This is a genomic window from Flavobacterium tegetincola DSM 22377 (assembly GCF_000425485.1).
Classification (GTDB): domain Bacteria; phylum Bacteroidota; class Bacteroidia; order Flavobacteriales; family Flavobacteriaceae; genus Flavobacterium; species Flavobacterium tegetincola.
Genome location: NZ_KE384383.1, coordinates 196,577 through 212,153, shown reverse-complemented (window position 1 = coordinate 212,153; position 15,577 = coordinate 196,577). Strand labels below are relative to the sequence as shown.

Genomic DNA, 15,577 nt, shown 5'->3' with positions numbered 1-15,577 from the left:
TATTATTTAATTAGTATTGATTAATTTGTTTGTTAATTTTTCGAAGCGAAGATACAAAAATAATGCGGCTGCGGTAAGTCCTGCTAAAAGTCCAATCCAAATTCCGGCGGCTGCTAAATCAGTATAAAGTCCTAAATAGATTGAAATGGGAAACCCGATAATCCAATAAGCTACAAAAGTCATATACATCGGTACTTTTACATCTTGCAAACCACGTAAAGCTCCTAACATAACTACCTGAATTCCATCTGAAATTTGAAAAATGGCTGCCACTAAAAGCAGTTGGGCTGCAATCCGAATTACTTCTTGATTTTCTGCAAAATTCATATCATGTGCTGTACTGACAAACATTTCCGGAAGGTATTGGTGGAAAATGACAAATATTAAAGCGAAAACAATTTCTAAAATAATAGCCAAAAGAAAAATAGAACGTGCTACCAATTGCAATTTTGGATAATCGCGTAATCCTTTTTGGTTTCCCACACGAATCATTGCCGCAACACTTAATCCCATGGCAAACATAAAGGTAAGTGAAGCCAAGCTCAATGCAATTTGATTGGCCGCCTGACTTGTGGTTCCTAAAGCACCCGAAAGCCAAATGGCTCCTGTAAATAAAGCCACTTCAAAAAACATTTGCATTGCAGAAGGCGTTCCGAGGTTGATGATTTTCTTTAAAGCAACCTTTTTAATTTCACTGAAACTAAAGTTTTCAAAATAAGGATGGAATTTCACACGACTTTTCAACGCCAAATGCATATAAATCAACATGACAATTCGAGAAGCAATAGTTCCTACAGCTGCTCCAATAATACCTAATTCTGGAAAAATCCATATTCCGTAAATCAACAGGTAGTTTAAAAGTACATTGACAATATTTGAAATAATGGTCGCCCACATGGAGTACTTTGTTTCTGATTTACCGTCGGCAAATTGTTTGTAAGCCTGAAACATAATTAAAGGAATCAGTGAAAAAGCCACGATATCAAGATAAGGTTTTGCCATTTCAACCACATCCGCTGGCTGGTTCATATAACCAATTATTGGTTTTGAAAAGAAGATAATTGTAAAAAGAGAAATTCCCAAAACCGTACACAACAAAAGTCCGTGCTGAAAAATGCTTCGGCCTTCTTTGATGTCTTTTGCACCATCTGCTTCGGCAATTAAAGGAGTTATTGCCGTTGAAAATCCAATTCCCAATGACATAGCAATAAAAACAAAACTGTTCCCTAGAGAAACGGCTGCTAGTTCAGTTGGACCTAATTTCCCAACCATGATATTGTCGACAATTCCCACCAAAGTATGACCTACCATACCTAAAATGATAGGGTAAGCCAACTTAAAGTTATAAGAAAATTCTTTAGTATATTGTTGTAAATTCACTTTTGCAATTTTTTTGCAAAGATAGAATCTTTAAAGGTAAAGAAAGTGAGATGTAAAATTATTCTCTAAATAATTTCACATCTCACTCTAGCTATTTTCTTTTCGCAGATGCGGGAAGTCTTCACTTACTTTAGTACAACTTCGTACAATCAGTACAAAATCAAGAAATCGAAACTTGTAGATTAATGCACTACTCGTTTCTCTATATATTTTGAATTCATAATCCGAACAATTCCCATATAATCTAGGGTAAATTCCATTTGGTCACCAACTTTGAAATTTTCTAAATTTTCGCCTAAATCTAATACCACCATATCTGAAGTTGCACCAGCTAGTTTGACGTTTTCATTCGTAGCTTCCAGGTGTTTCATGTCGATGTCAAGTAATCCGATGTCGATAATGGCTCTAACGGTACTTTTACCAATGTTTTTATCGTCAAAAGTAACCACATCACCTTCAAGATTTGAACCTAGTTCACCACTTGGAATTAGCGGCTTTTCATACAATTCGATGATTTCAGCATAGAGTTTAAAAATGTCATTGTCCATGTTCTCAAATGGCACGTGATTGTAGGCATCTGTTCCCATAAAAAGCGTTTCGCCAATACGGAAATGATTAATATCCTTGGGTAAAGTACCTTGTTTTATCAAAGGAATCGTCACTGACGAACCTCCTGAAATAAATGGAATTTTAACATTAAACTTAAGTTCAATAAGTTGTTTGTACAAACACAATTGAATCAATTTATCATTGTTGGGTAAAATCCCGTAAAGGCAAGCCAGATTTGTTCCTAAACCAACAACTTCGATGTTTTTCATCTCGAAAACTTTGGCATAGAAATCAATAAAATCTTCTCGCATAACCCCTTCGCGTAGTTCGCCAAGGTCGATCATGATAATGATTTTATGAATTTTATCCTGCTTTACTGCTTCTTCAGAAAGCATTTCAATGGTATGAAAATCAGTGTTCATACTAATATCTGCATACGTAACCACATCTTCAATTACCCCTTTTGCAGGTGGCTTGATGTAGATGGTTTCAGCATTTGGGTCTAGATTTTTAATCATCTTGAGGTTAGAAATCCGTGAATCCGAATATTGCTTAATCCCTAGATTTAATAACTCTGTGAGGTATTTTTTGTTACCACACAAAATTTTTGTCACAATAGACCAATCGATGTTGTGGCTTTTAAAAAAATCGTTTAAGTGGTTGAAATTATTTGCTAACTTTTTAGTTTCTAAAGTTATATAAGCCATATATTTTTATTTGATGTATCTCATTTCTAAATACTTGTTGGTAAACCCTAATTTCTCATACAAGCCTTTTGCAGGATTGTTGGGTTCTACGTGAAGTGCGATACTTCCTTCAGCTGTTTCTATAGCCGTTTCCATAAGTTTTTTTCCGATGCCTTTTCCTCTATATTCGGGATCGGTAGCGATGTAAACCAAGATGTTTTCTGGAATGTACTTTTTCATTCCCGTTCTGTTTACCACAACAGCACCCACAACTTTATCGCCATCATTTGCCACTAGAACAAAACCGCCAGGCGAATTTTCTAATCCTAACGAATAATCCATCGCGTCATTGATATCGCTTTTTGGGTCACCGTATTCTTCCAAACTTTTAAACAGAAATTCATTTACATCTGCTTGTTTTCCGTCTGTGAATTTTTGGTTTTTATCAAATTTTTGAATTGTAATCATGTATCTATTTTTAATTATACCCCAAGTTAACAATTTCGTCTCTTTTTCCAAAAGATTGAAGTTAAATTTTGTTAACTCTAGTTTAGAAGGCTTTAAAATCGTCTTGGCGAACACTGCGAAATCTCAATGTATGACAATGTGCAAATGCTGTAATAAATCAAAAAAATGGTATAATCTTTATTCAAAATGCCGCGTATATCTTTGCGTCCTACTTTAAAACAAACAGAAGTAGACTACATAATTAAATTAAAAACAAAGAACATGAAGAAGAATTTAAAATCACTAATTGCTGTTATTGCACTATGTTTCGTTGGAACTGTTAACGCACAAGATATCAAAGGAGACAATTACGAACAAAAATTTAAATTAGGCTTTGGAGCAAATGCAGGATATGTTTTTGACGATGCTTTTGGTTTGGCATTAGGAGCTGATGTGCGTTTGCAATATGATCTTTCTCAAAAAACGTCATTGACTTTAACTACTGGTTTTACCAATTTATTTAAAGAAGACGCTACTAAAGATTTAGGCTTTATTCCTGTAAAAGCAGGTTTTAAAGGTTTTATTTGGGAAGATCGTTTTTACTTACTTGGAGAAGTTGGTGCTGGTTTTTCTGTAACAAATGATTACGACCAAACCACTTTAATTTTAGCACCTGGAATTGGTTATGCTACAAAATATGTTGATTTAAGTTTGCGTTACGAGTACTACAATGACTTTGTAAATGCAAAAGGTAACGAAGGAATGGGCCAATTGGCGTTGCGTTTGGCTTACGGTTTCAAATTGTAATACCTTCTTGTTATAAAATTCAAAACCCTGAAAAAGTATATTTTTCAGGGTTTTTTTATGCCTTATTCTTTACTGTCGCTTAAAATTTTCTTATATTTTTTGATGTCGTCTTGCACTTCTTCGTCCAGTTCTGGGTTTTGAATGTCGGTGTATTTTTGTAATTCGGTCAAAATTATTTTTCCTACAATGTATCGTGACAATTCCTTATCGTCTGCTGGAACTACAAACCACGGCGCTTTCTCGGTAGAAGTACTGTTTAAAATTTCCTCATAGCATTCCTGGTACTTGTCCCAATGGCTTCGCTCTTCTAAATCACCCGGCGAAAATTTCCAATTGTGTTTGTCTTCTTCCAACCGTCTCAAAAGGCGTTCACGTTGTTCTTCTTTGCTTAAATGCAGAAAAAATTTAAGTACAATGGTGCCGCTGTTGGAAATATGACTTTCAAAATTTACCATTTGTTTCATGCGTTCTTGCCAGAAATCTTCGGGAATGTCGTCTACCTTAAGTATTGTTGGGATATTTTCATTGATGATGTATTCGGGATGCACGCGTGTGACCAAAACATTTTCATAATGCGTACGGTTGAACACGCCAATTTTTCCACGTTCCGGTAACGCTTTATAATGACGCCATAAAAAATCGTGTTCCAATTCGGCATTCGTCGGGGTTTTAAAACTTTCCACCACAACACCACGCGGATTAATTTCTTTAAAAACTTCACGTATCAAACTGTCCTTTCCTGCGGTATCCATGCCTTGCAAACAAATCAGAACACTATATTTATTATGAGCATACATCTTGTCTTGAATTTCGCTCAACTCGTGGCGTATTTTTTTTAGCTTCTTTTTGAGTTGCGAATGGTCTTTGTTGACTTTGACTTCTGTTGGAAGTTCCGAGAGTTTTATGGTTTCCGTTACACGAAGACTTGCTATGTTTAAATTTTTCATTGGTTTTTTGGTTTATATAAAAGTATGGATTAATAGTGAAAGTAAAAAACTAGTGCCTATTTGTATAACCAAATTTTTACGAATTTTGTGTCCACCTATTACATTCTTAAAAAGAAAATTTAAAACTTCCACTCAAACATGAATTATTAATAATTCAAATAAACCATGTTTTTAATTGTATTTATTAAGAATAAGCTAATCAAAAAACCTTTTCATTATTAATAACAAGCAAATAACTTGAATTCACTAATTTCCAGCTTAAAAATAACCCTTTTAGCTTCATCCATCAAGCAAAAAGCCTCATCTACGAGGTGAATAACCTGAACGAACACCTAAATAACCTCGTTGATGAAGTTAAAAGCTTGGCAGTCGAGGCAAAAAGCTTCATCAATCAGGTAAAAAGCGTGATTGATGATTTGATTAACTTGGATGATGAAGTTATTAGGATGAAAATTAATTACATTTAGAAAGAATTAATTTCAAAATAGAAACGCACGTACTCTAAAATTTTAATATATAAAATGACCTTAAAAAAAATTGCTTTCGGAGGCGGATGTCATTGGTGCACCGAAGCTTATTTTCAAGCCTTGAAAGGTGTGGAAAAAGTGGAACAAGGATGGATTAGTGCCGTTTATCCCCATGAGACTTTTTCAGAAGCCGTTATTGTTCATTACAATCCGACTATTATTTCGTTGCACATTTTAATTTCGGTTCATTTGCATACGCATTCATCCACAAAAGAACATCGTTTTCGTGAAAAATACCGTTCGTCAGTTTATGTTTTTGAAAAAGAAATTGAAGAGGTTGAAAGTTTATTTGAAGAAATTCAAAAAGACTTTGAAGAACGCATTATTACAAAAGCATTGTTGTTTAAGGAATTCAAACTGAATAGTGAAGAGCAGCAAAATTATTATAAAAAGAATAAAGAAGGTACTTTTTGTGAACGCTATATTTCTCCCAAACTGAAATGGATTGAAAGTGAGTATTTGGATCATTTCAAGCGAATTTAATCTAACGAATGGATTCTAAATTACTTTCACCGCTTTCTATCTTCTCAAATTGCAAAATAAATTTAAATACTATAAACCTATTCCATAAGTATAACTATACTGACCTCTAAACGCTTTTAATCCTTTTTAAAGTCCTTCCTTTGCAAAAAAAAGCACTAATAAAAAATGATTGAATTTCTATTTGTAATTAAATTACTCGTTGCCATTGCATTTGTTATGGGTTTGTCGCTTATCGCTGAAAATGTAAGTCCAAAAGTAGCGGGAATTTTATCCGGATATCCCAGTGGAACCTTAATTACATTGTTTTTCTTTGGCTTGGAAGTCAGCCCAGAATTTGCTGCAGAAAGTGCCGTTTATAACATGATTGGCTTGGTTGCCTCGTTATCTGTAGTTTATATCTATTATTTAACCTCACGATATTTTATAAAATACAGTATTTTCTTTTCGGTGTTGTTTTCTATAATGGGTTATTTTTCAGTCGTTTGGTTGTTGCATTTCATTGAAATTAATAAATATATCGCGATTTTACTTCCCATGGCATTTTCGTTTTTATGTTTGTATCTTTTCAAAGACATTGAAAACAATGTTATTAAGAAGAAAGTCAAATTAAATTACAAAATAATTTTTATCCGTGCCTTTTTTGCTTCGTTATTGATCTTGGCCATTACAACCGTTCCAAAATTCGTCGGACCGAGTTGGGCCGGACTTTTCTCCGCGTTTCCAGTTACCTTGTTTCCGCTTTTATTAATCATTCATTTTACCTATTCCAAGGAACACGCACATACAATTATCAAAAATGTTCCTATCGGCATTTTCTCCTTAATTATCTATTCGTTAAGCGTTTCCATTGTTTATCCACTGTATGGTATTTATTATGGCACGTTAATTTCGCTTGCAGGAGCTACCATTTATCTGTTAATGTATCGAAAAATTCAAAGCCTTTTGACCAACCGAAATAGTATTAAAGAATTGAAAAATAAATAATTGGCGCTGACAAAAACTGGGTTCCAGGTTGCTTTAAATAATTTCCAAACCAAATCGTCACATCGGAAGTAAGACTTTTAGTACATTTGGTACATCAAACAACCTCACATTGCTGCAATGAAAAAATTTAAATTAGATTTATTTATCAAAATCATGGGAATTGGTTCCGCCTCTGGACTGATTTATAACAATGAAATTTTATATGTTATTTCAGACAATAGTCATTATTTGTACGAATACGCCATCGAAACTGCCGATTTAAAAAAGCATATTTTGATTGAAAATTCAGAAGTAAATGAAAATGTTCCTAAAAAACAGAAAGCAGATTTTGAAGCAATTACTCAATTTGAAGACGATATTTTTGTGGTAGGTTCTGGTTCCAAAGAAAATCGGCAAAAGATGATTCAAATTAGCGAAGCGACAAAAACAGTACTTCAGAACCATGATCTAACGGACTTATACTTGAACATGCAAAGTTTCTCTGGCATTTCTGCCGAAGATTTTAATATTGAAGGCGTCATTTTTACAGGAGAAATTTGGTATTTTTTTCAAAGAGGAAATGGCAAAAGTGGACGAAATGGGATTTTTACAGTCAATGATAAATATTTTACGCAAGGTTATTCGCTGTTTTACAATGAATATAAATTGCCAAAAATAAACGGTGTTCGAGGTACATTTACAGATGCCATTTTAGTGGATCATACTTTTTACTTTCTGGCTACTGCCGAAGATTCGCAATCCACCTATTTAGATGGAACTATTTTAGGAAGCAGCCTTGGAACGATCAACGCGGAAACAATGAAACTTAAGAAAACGGTTACTATTTCAAATAAAAATAAGTTTGAAGGTATTACACTCTATAAGAATTTAGATAAATCCATTGAATTTTTACTTTGTGAAGACCAAGATAACGATCTTATGGAAAGTCAAATTTATAAATTAACACTAAACAAATAATAAATGCATCCCATTTTAAACAAAAATTTATTTTTAGTCAAAGAACATGTTGGTTTTTTCAAAGCTGCCAATAATTTTGATATTTACGATCCCGAAACCAATCAATTGATTTTAAATACAAGAGAGGACAACTTGGGATTCTTAACTAAAATGTTTCGCTTTACCGATTTCAAACGAATGACTCCATTTCATATTGAAATCAAAACTAAAAATGGCGAAAAAGTAATTAGTATAAAAAGAGGATTTACGCTGTTTCGTTCAGACGTAGAAATTTTTGATGAAAACGAAAAGTTAGTTGGAATTTTCAGACAAAAATTTTTCTCCTTCGGCGGAAGGTTCAATATTCAAGATAAGGAAGGTCGTGATCTATGTACCTTACAAGGAAAATGGACCGGTTGGAATTTCTCATTCAAAAAAGGCGATACTGAACTGGCTCACGTAAGTAAAAAATGGGCAGGAATGGGAAAAGAGTTTTTTACCTCTGCCGATAATTATGTACTGCAAATTCACGATAATGTACCGCAAAACGATACTGTGAGACCTTTAGTTTTAGCAGCTGTAATGTGTATTGATATGGTTTTTAAGGAATAATTTCTTTTCAAAAAGCTATAAACTCAAAACCTATCTTTCCCGATAGGTTTTTTTATTTTCAAAAAAGAACTATCTTCTCCCAACCTTTTTGATAAAAAAGTGCTCTATATAAGAAACACTTCAATTGTGATAAACGAAAAACTATTAATAGACTGCAAAAAAATGCACCGAGACGCTCAGCGGCAAGTGTATGAGCTTCTCGCTCCAAAGTTGTACCAGACTTGCAAACGGTACTTGAAAAAAGAAGAAGAAATAGAAGAAGCAATGGCCGATGCGTTCTATACTATTTTTACTAAAATGGACCAACTCAAGGAACTCTTGGCTTTTGAGGCTTGGGCGAGGAAAATTGCCGTCAATCAATGTTTACATACGTTGAAAAAGAAGGTCAACTTCAACATATATCTGGACGACATGACCACACTTCCTTCATTAGAATCTGCAGAAAATACTTTTCTCGAAGAGGAAGATTTATTGCAACTCCTAGAGCAAATTCCCGAAGGTTGTAAAGCTATTTTTAACCTCTTTGCGATTGAGGGTTACTCTCACAAAGAAATAGCACAAACTTTAGGCATTAGCGAAGGAACTTCTAAGTCACAATTGAATGTTTCGAGAACCAAATTACAAGCGTTAGTCAACCAATTGTATTACCAAAAAGCAAAATAGTCATGGACAATAAAGATAAATTAGACCAACAATTTCAGCAAGCTGCTCGAAATAGTGAAATCGGCTCTGTTCCTTCAATGGAAAATATTTGGGCACGTGTCGAAGAGAAACTAGACAAAGAAGAAGAGAAGAAACCTATATTATGGTGGAAAAAATTAGCTGTTGCTGCATCGCTTTTACTCTTTCTTACTTTAGGATATCAATTATTTACAAATGATACGCAAGATCTTCCTAGTGAAAATTCCGTTGTTCTTTCTCCTGAAATAAAAGAAACAACTGCTCCAATTAAAGAGAAAACAACAGAAGAAAAATCAGAAGAACCAATTGCTCCAACTGAAAACTTTGATGCAGTAAACGCTGCGAAAATTCTACAAAAAGAGCAACAAAAAAATGCAGTAGTACTTCAAGAGTCGTCCTATCAATTGGAGAAAAAAGTTTCAAAAATCAGCACTAAAGAAGCAGATGTCATTGAAATTTCTCCTTTAGTTCTGGAAGAAAATATAATTGAAACACAAAGTTCCATTGTTACTTCAGAAATAATAACTGATAAAGTAGCTGGCGAAGTTTCAATTAACGGTACCGTAATTTCCAAAAATGATGGACTTCCTTTGCCGGGTGTAAATGTGGTTATTAAAGGAACTACCAAAGGTGTTTCAACTGATTTTGACGGCAAATTTTCATTGAAAGTAAAATTAGGTGACCAATTGGTTTTCAGCTATATCGGCTTTAATGAAAGTATCGTAACCGTTACTCGAAAACAGTCTTTTGCTATTGCAATGGAAGAAAACAGGTCTAATTTACAAGAAGTTGTGGTGATGGGTTACGAAGCTCATAGCCAAAAGAAAATACGTTTGGATGAAAAAAAGTACCGTGATGATAATAGAAAGAAGAAAAATGAAATAGTAACAGCCGTCGCTATTCAAGCAAGTCCAAATGCAAGTTTTGTAAGCTCACTAAAAGGTCAAGTAGCAGGATTAGAAATTTCAAAGGGAAAAAGTCAGCCAGGAAGCAATACTTCTGTAGTAATTCGTGGAATTTCTTCTATAAAAGTAGGCAATGAACCACTTTACATCATCGACGGAGTTCCTGTTCATGCTACTAAATTTCGAAACCTAATTCCAGACGAAATTAAAAATATCAATGTCTTAAAAGATGCTTCGGCAACTTCAATTTATGGAAGTAGAGGAGCTAATGGAGTTATCTTCATCACTACTAAAAAAGGCAAGTTGAAAAAACTTTCTGCTAAACAACTGGAAAAGAAGCTAGAAGAAATTTCAAAAGTACAACCATCCCCATTTCATAAAATGGAAGAACAAGAAGATTATGAAACATTTGAAGAAAATGCTTTTGAAAGTCCCGTGAACAAACCACTTTCTACCTTTTCCATTGATGTCGATAATGCTTCTTATACTAATGTGCGTCGTTTTATAAATAACGGACAGAAAGTTCCTAAAGATGCGGTTCGTGTGGAGGAAATTATTAACTTTTTCAAGTACAATAATCCGCAGCCTAAAAACAGCGACCCGTTTGCAATTACTACAGAATACAGTGTTGCTCCATGGAATACCAAACATAAATTACTGCGAATTGGTTTGCAAGGAAAAATAATTCCGTCCGACCAACTTCCAGCTTCAAATTTGGTGTTTTTGATTGATGTTTCAGGTTCAATGAACGACCAAAACAAATTGCCTTTACTCAAAGAATCCATGAAAATTCTAGTCAAAGAATTACGAAAAGAGGATAAAGTGTCCATCATTGTTTATGCAGGAGCTGCCGGAATGGTCTTACCTCCCACTTCAGGTGCTGAAAAACAAAATATCATTGACGCACTCGAAAAACTAAGTGCTGGAGGAAGTACCGCTGGTGGTGCCGGAATTGAATTGGCTTACAAAACCGCACAAGATCATTTCATCAAAAATGGAAACAATCGTGTGATTCTAGCAACCGATGGCGATTTTAACGTTGGAGGTTCTTCCAATTCAGACATGCAAACGCTCATTGAAGAAAAACGAAAATCAGGTGTTTTTTTAACTTGCCTGGGTTACGGAATGGGGAATTACAAAGACAGTAAAATGGAAATTCTATCTGATAAAGGAAACGGTAATTATGCCTATATCGATAACATTCAAGAAGCCAGTCGGTTTTTGGGAAAAGAGTTCAAAGGTTCGATGTTTGCTATCGCCAAAGACGTAAAAATTCAGATAGAATTCAATCCGAAACATGTAAAATCCTACCGATTAATTGGCTACGAAAACCGTAAATTACGCGACGAAGATTTTACCAATGACGCCATTGATGCCGGAGAATTAGGAAGCGGTCACACGGTAACGGCTTTGTATGAAATTATTCCTGTTGGTGTAGAAAGTGAGTTTTACAAAACTGAAATTCCGTTGAAATACACACAAAATAAAACGGAAACTAATGTCTTTAACGATGAACTTGCCACGATTAAATTTCGATACAAAAAACCCGACGGCGATAAAAGTATTGAAATGGTAAACGTTATTGAAAACAAATCGATTGACTTAAATGCGACTTCATCTGATTTCAAATTTTGTTCCGCAGTTGCTTGGTTTGGCTTGACATTACGGGATTCAAAACTCATTCCGAATAAAGATGTTGAAGCAATTAAAGCTTTGGCAAAAAAAGGAATTTCAAACGATGATGAAGGTTATAAAGCCGAATTTATCCGACTCGTAGAAACATCAAAATAAATTGAAACAAAAGAGGTTTTGTGCAATAGTATAAAACCTCTTGTTTCTAATCAACAGCTTCAATTTGACATTCAAAAAAATTTTAATGCAAGATTATAATGCAATCAATTATACCATTATACAGCCTACTTTTAATACTAAGTTTTCCAGTTTTCGGTCAACAAAAAGACACTAATACCAATCAGAAACCAATTCCTACCGCATCTGCAACGGAAAATGCACTACTCAAATTTGAACAAGACTTAAAAGCCGAAAGTCTTAAAATTTTTCTTCTCGGCGGAATTGTATCTGTCATTAAAAGTGAGGATTTTGAATTTGAAAAAAGACATAATGTAAAGTACTATGATTTTGGATGTACGCCTCCAGCACAATTTAAGTTATATGAAAGGTACAATGAATTGGTTCTTGATCATTTGATAAAAGAGCATGGCAAAATTTGGATTGCTGCAACAAATCAAAACGCGTTTGGCTTCCAAAAATGGAAAGAAAACCAGTAGTACCATCTTAAAACAATTGCATTTGGAATCAAAACGCAGTACTTTTGAATTTCTTAATTTAAAAAATAAATTTTCAATGCAAATTAAAAATTACTTGAACATAGCATTAATTTCTTCGGCGGATGCAGTTTCAGATCAGGGTGCGTCCCTATTTGTTTGTGCAACTGAAGAAAGTCTACACCATTTTGCAACTCAAAAATTACTTACTGAAAAAGCAAAAGCAACTTTAGAAAGTAAGAAATCAACAGTGATGGCCTTTTTAACAGAAATTCAAAATTTTGTTGTTGTAAATGCTTCAACTGAACTTGAAGATTGGAGAATGGCGGGTGCAACATTGTACAAAAAATTGAAAGAGGAAAAAGTTGAAAAAGCACATTTAATCGGTTTAGATACAATTGATTCAAAGTTGAAAAATGCTTTTTTAGAAGGTTTGGTATTAACGAGCTACAACTTTAACAAATATAAAAAAGATGCAAAGGCAGAATTAATTACGGTTTCAGTTCCGGAAACGGCTTTAGCTTCAAAAGAATTATCCGCTTTATCAAATTTGTTACATGCAGTTTCGCAAACCAAAACAATGGTTAACGAACCCGTTAACTTTTTAGACGCAATAAGATTTGGCGAAATCACGGTTGAAGCAGGAAAAAACTTCGGTTTTGAAACAGAAATTTTGCACAAAAAAGAAATTGAATATTTGAAAATGGGCGGACTTTTATCCGTGAATCAAGGTTCTACGGTACCTCCTACTTTCAACATTATGAAATACAAACCTTCCAACGCGATCAACCCAAAACCATTAGTTTTGGTAGGAAAAGGTGTAACGTTTGACACGGGGGGATATTCGCTAAAAGTTGGTGGTTCAATGCCTGGAATGAAGGCAGACATGGCAGGTGGAGCAGCAGTATTGGGAATTATTTCAGCCATTGCACAAAATAATTTGCCTTACTATGTGGTGGGATTGGTTCCTGCAACCGACAATAAAATTTCTGGAAATGCATTAGTAGTAGATGACGTGATCACGATGATGGACGGAACTACCGTTGAAGTTTTAAATACGGATGCCGAAGGAAGGTTGGTTTTAGGCGATGCTTTGACGTATGCCAAACGTTTTGAGCCGGCTTTAGTAATTGATATGGCAACGTTAACTGGTGCTTCGGCAGCCATTACGGGATCATTTGGTATTGCGATGGCGGGAAACACACAAGAGCAAATGGACGCTTTGAAAGTTTCCGGAGAAGACGTTTATGAGCGTTTGATTCAATTGCCTTTTTGGAAAGAATATGCAGATTTATTGAAGTCTGATGTTGCCGATTTAAAAAATATTGGTGGACCAACTGGAGGAGCTACTACGGCTGGAAAATTCTTGGAGCATTTTACGGATTATCCTTGGATTCACCTGGATATCGCTGGAGCTTCCTTTGTGGACAAACCAAGCGGCTACCGTCAAAGCGGTGGAACTGGAGTTGCCGTACGTTTAATTTATGATTTTATTACAAAACAGATTGAAAAAGGAAATAACTAATTTTTCACTTCATTGCATAAAAAAACAGCGCAAATCTTTTGGATTATGCGCTGTTTTCGTTTTTATATTATCCTGCTAATAAAATTCTGAAGCGGTATTCTTAAACTTCATTTTTTTAAAATTGAAATTAAGTTTTACTTCTCAATCTCTCTCATATTCTCCATTTTCTTGTGTGCCAAAAATCCATTGATGTCTTCAAAGTGCTCTTTTACACGTTTGTTACCAAATTCGAAAACTTTTGTAGCCAAACCATCAAGGAAATCTCTATCGTGTGAAACTAAAATTAAAGTACCTTCAAAATCGCGCAACGCATCTTTAATAATATCTTTGGTTTTCATGTCCAAGTGGTTAGAAGGCTCATCTAGAATCAGTAAATTAACGGGTTCTAATAATAACTTTATCATTGCCAAACGCGTTTTTTCTCCACCAGAAAGGAATTTCACTTTCTTCTGGATATCATCTCCGTGAAACATAAAAGCACCCAAAATATTCTTGATTTGTGTACGAATATCTCCAACCGCAATATGATCAATGGTTTCAAAAATGGTTGCATTCTCGTCCAATAATGACGCTTGATTTTGTGCAAAATAACCAATTTTAGCGTTGTGACCCACTTCTACACTTCCTCCATTGATTTCAAGTTGATTCATAATAGCTTTGATCATCGTTGATTTTCCTTCACCATTTTTTCCAACAAAAGCTACTTTATCACCGCGTTCGATGACAATATTTGCATCTTTGAAAATTAAATTCTCGCCATACGATTTGGCTAAATCTTTTACAATAACTGGATAATTTCCCGAACGAACCGCTGGTGGAAATTTCAATTTTAAGGCTGAATTATCCACTTCATCAACTTGAACGATGACCAACTTTTCCAACATTTTTACACGTGATTGCACTGCATCCGTTTTAGAAAAAGTTCCTTTAAAACGATCTATAAAGGTTTGATTGTCTGCAATCATTCGCTGTTGCTCGTCGTATGCTTTTTGCTGGTGTACTCTTCGGTCTTTACGCAGTTCGAGATAGTGCGAATATTTTGCTTTGTAATCGTAAATTCTACCCATTGTAACTTCAATGGTTCGATTGGTGATGTTATCTACAAACGCTCTATCGTGCGAAATAACAACTACCGCTTTCGCTGAATTGATTAAGAAATCCTCTAACCATTGGATACTTTCAATATCCATATGATTTGTAGGCTCATCCAGCAAAATCAAATCAGGCTTACGCAAAAGTATTTTTGCCAATTCGATTCGCATCCTCCATCCTCCTGAAAATTCAGACGTTGGACGGTTAAAATCTTCCCGATTGAACCCTAAACCTACTAATATTTTTTCAACTTCAGATTCGTAGTTAACCTCTTCAATAGCGTAGAATTTTTCGCTTAAGTCAGAAACGCGTTCAATTAATTTCATATACGCATCCGATTCATAATCCGTCCGAATGGTTAATTGTTCGTTGATTTCATCAATCTCCGCTTTCATTTGAAATATAGCTCCAAACGCTTTTGAGGCTTCTTCCATCACTGTAGCATCATCTTGCGTCAATAAATGTTGCGGCAAATAAGCTACTACCGCTTCTTTTGGCGCAGAAATATTTCCGGTAGAAGGCTTGCTTTGTCCAGCAATTATTTTCAATAGTGTCGATTTTCCTGCACCATTTTTACCCATCAGGGCAATTTTATCGTTTTCATTGATGGCGAAAGAAACGTCGCTAAAAAGTGTTGTTCCGCCAAATTGAACGGAGATATCGTTAACTGTAATCATAATATTATTTGAATTGAATGCAATATGCGTTCATTTTTAAAAGTGCAAAGATAA

The 15,577-nt window shown here is 34.7% G+C and carries 14 protein-coding genes; 9 read left to right on the top strand and 5 right to left on the bottom strand.

The genetic code is table 11. From position 1 onward, the window contains the following. Positions 1 to 6: 6 nt before the first annotated feature. The 3 genes from H602_RS0110635 to H602_RS0110625 form a co-directional block, all read right to left on the bottom strand. Positions 7 to 1,380 (bottom strand): MATE family efflux transporter, encoded by a 1,374-nt coding sequence (locus H602_RS0110635; protein ID WP_026977976.1) that lies wholly within the window; start codon positions 1,378 to 1,380, stop codon positions 7 to 9. A gap of 182 nt (positions 1,381 to 1,562) precedes the next feature. After that, the gene (locus H602_RS0110630) at positions 1,563 to 2,636 is read right to left on the bottom strand and encodes an alanine racemase (protein WP_026977975.1); all 1,074 of its coding nucleotides are present in this window, start codon (positions 2,634 to 2,636) and stop codon (positions 1,563 to 1,565) included. Positions 2,637 to 2,642: 6 nt separating this feature from the next. Next, positions 2,643 to 3,083: a GNAT family N-acetyltransferase gene (locus tag H602_RS0110625; RefSeq protein WP_026977974.1), complete on the bottom strand. Its 441-nt coding sequence runs from the start codon at positions 3,081 to 3,083 to the stop codon at positions 2,643 to 2,645. A 261-nt stretch (positions 3,084 to 3,344) separates the two neighbouring features. On the opposite strand from H602_RS0110625, the gene H602_RS0110620 reads away from it, so the two are divergent. Then, positions 3,345 to 3,869, top strand: a complete 525-nt coding sequence (locus H602_RS0110620) for an outer membrane beta-barrel protein (RefSeq protein ID WP_026977973.1) — start codon at positions 3,345 to 3,347, stop codon at positions 3,867 to 3,869. 62 nt (positions 3,870 to 3,931) lie between these two features. On the opposite strand, the gene H602_RS0110615 is transcribed toward H602_RS0110620, so the two are convergent. Then, positions 3,932 to 4,816 (bottom strand): PPK2 family polyphosphate kinase, encoded by an 885-nt coding sequence (locus H602_RS0110615; RefSeq protein ID WP_026977972.1) that lies wholly within the window; start codon positions 4,814 to 4,816, stop codon positions 3,932 to 3,934. 521 nt (positions 4,817 to 5,337) lie between these two features. On the opposite strand from H602_RS0110615, the gene H602_RS0110605 reads away from it, so the two are divergent. The 8 genes from H602_RS0110605 (at position 5,338) to H602_RS0110570 (ending at position 13,754) form a co-directional block, all read left to right on the top strand. Further along, positions 5,338 to 5,826: a peptide-methionine (S)-S-oxide reductase gene (locus H602_RS0110605; RefSeq protein WP_026977971.1), complete on the top strand. Its 489-nt coding sequence runs from the start codon at positions 5,338 to 5,340 to the stop codon at positions 5,824 to 5,826. A gap of 165 nt (positions 5,827 to 5,991) precedes the next feature. Next, a complete protein-coding gene (locus H602_RS18720; protein ID WP_051224388.1) occupies positions 5,992 to 6,810 on the top strand; it encodes a hypothetical protein in 819 nt (272 codons plus the stop codon). Between the two features lie 117 nt (positions 6,811 to 6,927). Then, positions 6,928 to 7,767: a DUF6929 family protein gene (locus tag H602_RS0110595; RefSeq protein ID WP_026977970.1), complete on the top strand. Its 840-nt coding sequence runs from the start codon at positions 6,928 to 6,930 to the stop codon at positions 7,765 to 7,767. A 3-nt stretch (positions 7,768 to 7,770) separates the two neighbouring features. Continuing rightward, positions 7,771 to 8,358 (top strand): LURP-one-related family protein, encoded by a 588-nt coding sequence (locus H602_RS0110590; protein WP_026977969.1) that lies wholly within the window; start codon positions 7,771 to 7,773, stop codon positions 8,356 to 8,358. Between the two features lie 162 nt (positions 8,359 to 8,520). Further along, positions 8,521 to 9,021 (top strand): RNA polymerase sigma factor, encoded by a 501-nt coding sequence (locus tag H602_RS0110585; RefSeq protein WP_035759433.1) that lies wholly within the window; start codon positions 8,521 to 8,523, stop codon positions 9,019 to 9,021. Between the two features lie 2 nt (positions 9,022 to 9,023). Beyond that, positions 9,024 to 11,735, top strand: coding sequence for a vWA domain-containing protein (locus H602_RS0110580; protein WP_026977967.1), 2,712 nt, complete (start codon positions 9,024 to 9,026; stop codon positions 11,733 to 11,735). A gap of 98 nt (positions 11,736 to 11,833) precedes the next feature. Then, positions 11,834 to 12,232 (top strand): FEKKY domain-containing protein, encoded by a 399-nt coding sequence (locus H602_RS0110575; RefSeq protein WP_026977966.1) that lies wholly within the window; start codon positions 11,834 to 11,836, stop codon positions 12,230 to 12,232. Then, a complete protein-coding gene (locus H602_RS0110570) occupies positions 12,162 to 13,754 on the top strand; it encodes a leucyl aminopeptidase family protein (protein WP_245574940.1) in 1,593 nt (530 codons plus the stop codon). The genes H602_RS0110575 and H602_RS0110570 overlap by 71 nt, the downstream gene beginning before the upstream one ends. A gap of 134 nt (positions 13,755 to 13,888) precedes the next feature. Here H602_RS0110570 and H602_RS0110565 read toward each other — a convergent pair whose 3' ends face one another. Further along, positions 13,889 to 15,523 (bottom strand): ABC-F family ATP-binding cassette domain-containing protein, encoded by a 1,635-nt coding sequence (locus H602_RS0110565; protein WP_026977964.1) that lies wholly within the window; start codon positions 15,521 to 15,523, stop codon positions 13,889 to 13,891. Between the last annotated feature and the right edge of the window lie 54 nt (positions 15,524 to 15,577).